The 4,376-nt window shown below is 39.8% G+C and carries 1 protein-coding gene; it reads right to left on the bottom strand.

Annotation, left to right across the window (positions count from 1 at the left end; translation table 11 throughout):
* On the bottom strand, positions 1-4,376 hold a 4,376-nt coding region (locus C900_RS06395), incomplete at both ends, for a non-ribosomal peptide synthetase (RefSeq protein WP_040495885.1).

Genomic DNA, 4,376 nt, shown 5'->3' with positions numbered 1-4,376 from the left:
GAACTGGATGTCTATAGCTATTAAATTGCCCGTGAAGAAGTCCAATGAAAAGCCTGAGTTAGAAATGATGTTTTTTAAAGATGCGTCCTTCAGGATATAGCTGATCCTTTCCTTGGGCAAATTAGGATCAACAGGCACATAAGCACCGCCCGCCTTAAGTATCCCCAGAATACTTAATACTACCCACTCCGAACGAGGTAGCATAATACCTACCAGGTCATTAGGTTTAACACCCATTTCATTTCTGAGGTGATGGGCCAGACGATTGGCACTGGCATTTAACTCTCCATAACTCCAGCTAACATCTCCATATACCAAAGCCAATGAATCCGGCTGGATGGCTGCATAATGTTCAAATACCTCAACTATTGTCCGGTTATATTCATTGTTACGGATTGTAGCATTAAATGTGTTCAGAAGGTTTGTGTCTACCTTGGTTAGATGCGAGATTTGGCTCAAAGGAATATTAATGTGTGTGGTGGCGTTATCAATCAAAACCATCAAGCGCTCCATCATAGCTTCAATTCTTTGCTTATCAAAGATTTGCGAACTATACACGATCTCTGCCTGAATTTTATCTTCAGATTCATAGAAATTGAACAAAAGGTCGAACTTGCTTATCTTATTCTCCGTCTGTAACACCTCAATTTTCAAACCCTCTTCAAGCTTTCCTTGCTTTATTTCATGAAGTGCAACCATAACATCAAACAGAGGATTTCGGCTCAGGTCTCTAGATAGCTCCAGCTCATCCACTAGCTTATCAAAGGGATATGACTGATGTTCATAGGCTCCAACCACCTGCTCTCTTACAATTCGAAGAAATTGTTCAAATGACATTGCTGGGTCAAGTTGAGTACGAATTGCAACTGTGTTTACGTAAAACCCTATCTGATCTTCCAGGTCAGCATGAACTCTTCCTGATACAGGTGTCCCTATAACAATATCATTTTGTCCGCTATAGCGATGTAAAAGCACCTTTACTGATGCCAGCAGGAACATGTACAATGTTGAATTTTGCTCTTTAGTGATTTGTCGTAAACAAGTTGTAGTAGATGAATTAAAGGACATGGTGATACTTTCCCCATCAAATGTTTTTAAAGCAGGACGGGGACGATCTGTTGGCAACTGCAAAACCTCCGGCAAATTGCAAAACTGATCGTGCCAATACGCTTTTTGACCAGCCAAAATATTATTTTGGAGTTGCTTGTTTTGCCAGAAAGCAAAATCCTTGTACTGAATATTCAAGGTTTCTGGTCCTTCTTGTTTGCTTGAAATCTCACTCTGATAAAATCTGATCAAATCGTTGAACAATATCTCCATTGACCAGCCATCGGAAATGATATGGTGCATTGTTAATACCAGAACATATTGATCACCAGGTATGCAGATAAGCTTGACTCTGAACAATGGACCTACTGATAGATCAAAAGGCTTGTTCCCTTCACCCTGGGCTATGTCCACCGCTGATGCCAATGGATTCTCCTTCTGAGCAAAATCAAGAAGTTCAAATGGCAATTCTACATTTTCTAAATCTTCAACAATTTGTTTAACTTCCCCATCAATTACGCTGAATGAGGTTCGCAATATCTCATGTCTTTCTATTAAGGAAACGAGGCTACTCTCAAATTTCTCAATCTCTAACTGACCTGTAAGTATGTACGCTTGAGGCATGTTGTAAGCAATATGGCTCTCCTCCAATTGATGCAATATCCATAACCTTCTTTGCCCATAGGAAACATCGTAATATTCCTTGGTTTTTATTGGTTCAATAGATTCATAAGGACAGCTTATCGTGACTTCCACAATATTTTCTGCCATTTGCCTTATGGTGGGTTCTGTGAAAAGTTTTTGAAGAGGAATGGTTATCCCAAAATGCTTGTGGATCTGAGTGATCAGCCTGGTTGCCTTTAAAGAATGACCTCCCAAGTCAAAAAAGTTGTCATGGATGCCAACCTGATCAATTCCTAATATGTTTTTCCATATCTTTACTAGCTCTTCTTCTGTTGGATTTTGTGGTGCCACATAATTTTCCGACTTCAGTTGACATTCCGGCTTTGGGAGCCCTGTCGTATTCACCTTGCCATTAGAGGTTAAGGGCATTTTATCAATTTCCACGAAATGCTGTGGAACCATATACTGTGGCAAAACCTTGCTGACATAGTTCCTCAAATTCTCAGTTCTAAACCCTTTAATATCTTGATCAGTTATATAATATGCGATTAATGATTTATCGTTGGTATCACCTTCAGAATAGGCCACAACTACTGCCTCTTTCACTCCTCTGAAATTCAACACTACATGCTCGATTTCCCCAAGCTCGATACGGTGACCCCTGATTTTGACCTGATTGTCTTTCCTACCCAAAAATTCGAGATTGCCATCTGCACTCCACTTTGCAATATCTCCGGTGCGATAAACTACTTCATCGGAAAAAGGTACTTTTGTGAATTTCTGTTCATTCAGGTCGCTTCTATTCAAATATCCTTTTGCAACACCCTCGCCAGCAATACATATCTCCCCAGCTATACCTGTTGGTTGAAGGTTTAGATTTTCATCTAATATGTAGATCCCTGTATTGAGAAGTGGTTTGCCTATGATGGCCCCGTTTTTCGTTTGGCCGTCCAGAACATCCGAATGCGAATAACAGATAGAAGTACAAAAAACTGTGCCTTCGGTAGGGCCATAAGTAACAATTATATTTGCCGCTGGGAATACCGTAGATAATTCCTCAAGTAAACGATTTGGAATCTTATCACCACCTATATATAGTTCATCAACCTGCGGAAATGTGACTTCCCGTTTTTGGCCCTTAGCTGCTTCAATTATCTGCGTATAAACAGCAGGCACAGTATCCAGTACATTGATATGCTTAAGTTTGTTAAGTAGATTACCTACCTGAATGATGTCTCCCTTTTCAAAAATATGGAGTACTCCGCCATTGATGAGAGGCTTAAAGATCTGGAAAAGAGAAATATCAAACGACTGTGACGCAATCAGCGGCATAGCAATCTCGTAATTTTCAGAATAGCTGTGGTGTTGTAAATTATAGACAAAATGATTCAGGTTTTTGTGGGTGACCATTACTCCCTTTGGCTTGCCTGTTGATCCTGAAGTATAGATGATATAGGCAACGGAATTGCCGACCAACTGTATATCTGGTTCTTTAGCAGGTTTTGAACTTATCTTAGCCCAACTCCTGTCAAGACATACCACTTTACCATTGATCTCCTCAAACTTCTCCACGAACGCTGATTGTGTCAGTATTATCCTGAAATCGACATCTTCACATATAAAATTCAACCTTTCCTGTGGATGTTCAGGATCAAGCGGCACGTACGTTCCTCCTGATTTGAGGATTCCAAACAAACCAACAATCAGCATAATTGAACGGTCTACACATAATCCTACTGGATCCCCGATTCTAGTACCTTTGGTAATCAGGTAATTAGCTAGTTTATCGGATTGTTCACATAGCTGTCCATAGCTTATTGATTCGTTATTAAAAAGAACTGCCGTTTTTTCTGGATTTTTTTCAGCACATTTTTTCAGATTAGCCAGACAATCAAATTCGAAAGTAGTTTCCAGGCCGCGACTTTGGGCCAAAACTTTTTGTTTTTCCTGATGAGAAAGTATCCCCAGGTCTTTGAGGAGTGCACTGCTATTTTGAATTATATGTAAGGAGAGATAAATGAAATGCTCATACAATCTTTGAATACGTTGTGTCAAGAACAGGTCTGTATTATAAGCAACTACCAACTCAAGACCTTTATCCTTTTCCGTAAAGCTGAAGGAAAGGTCAAATTTACTTGAGCTAACCTCCATTTCAACCGGCATCACGCTAATACCATCGAATGCACGGACTTCCTTACCCTGCAGATCTTCGTCCTGAAGAGATATGATCACATCGAACAGAGCAGATCGACTAAGGTCCTTTTTTAGTCTAAGTTCGTCCACTAGAAAATCGAACGGGTACAACTGATGCGTATAAGCATTCTGACAAGTCTCTTTAACAAGTTCCAAAACTTGATCAAAGCTGTCATTGGCATTAAAAACCGTTCTCAATGGCAGCATATTGATATAAATTCCCACTTGGCTCTCAAGCTCTACATGTTCTCTTCCTAATGATGGTGTTCCAATAATTATATCCTCCTGACCCGTATAGCGGTGTAAAAGAGTTTTAACAATGGAAGTAAGCGTAATAAAAAGACTTATTTGGTATTGCTGACTTATGGTTTTGAGGCCTTTGTATATTTCTTCACTAATGCTCCATTTGATTTCTGTACCATTAAAGGTCTTGATCAAAGGCCTGGAAAAGTCCGTAGGTAAGTCCAGTACCGGTATTTCATCTTTAAACTTGTCAGTCCAGTATTTCCTGT

Origin of the sequence: Fulvivirga imtechensis AK7 (genome assembly GCF_000331535.1) — a bacterium.
GTDB classification, from domain to species: Bacteria; Bacteroidota; Bacteroidia; order Cytophagales; family Cyclobacteriaceae; genus Fulvivirga; species Fulvivirga imtechensis.
Note: the sequence above shows the minus strand (reverse complement) of the source record. Positions and strands in the feature narration are given on the sequence as shown.